General features: G+C 66.2%; 1 pseudogene. It reads right to left on the bottom strand.

Annotated features, from left to right (window positions below):
• Positions 1 to 547: pseudogene (locus GSQ89_RS27190) on the bottom strand (IS21 family transposase); the annotation flags it as partial.

Below are 547 nucleotides of genomic sequence, written 5' to 3'. Positions count from 1 at the left end.
GCTGTCGCTGCGATGCTCGAGCGGCGCACCGCCGAGGGCCCACAACGCGTTTTGCAGCCCCTCGGCGAGCGCCACATAGCTTTCGCCGCCGAGGATCACATGGGCATGCTCGAAGCCCGAGTAGGCCAGCCGGAAATGATAGAGCCGGTGATCGAGCCGTTCACCGGCGATGGTAACGCCGAGGTCGGCCATATCGGTGAAATCCGACAAGCCCATCCGGCCGGGTTCGTGTACCTGGCGGAAGATCACCTCCTGGTCTGCACCATGCAGAGCACGCCATGAACGGATGCGCCGCTCCAGGGTGCGCCGGACGCCGCCAGACAACGCAGGGTGGCGCCTTTGCATCTCCTCGAAAATCGCGACCGCGCGCAGCTCCGGTGCGGCCTTCAGCATCGGCACGATCTCGCTCTCGAAGAAATCGGCCAGCGGGTCCGGGCGGCGGCGGCCGCGGATCTGCTGATTGTCCGATGGCAGCCTGTGATCGTGCTCGAAGCGATACGCGGTGGCAGCGCTGATCGATGCCTTCGCCGCCGCTACGGACGGCGAT

This window comes from Acidisphaera sp. S103, from assembly GCF_009765975.1.
In the GTDB taxonomy this organism is placed as follows: domain Bacteria; phylum Pseudomonadota; class Alphaproteobacteria; order Acetobacterales; family Acetobacteraceae; genus Rhodopila.
Note: the sequence above shows the minus strand (reverse complement) of the source record. Positions and strands in the feature narration are given on the sequence as shown.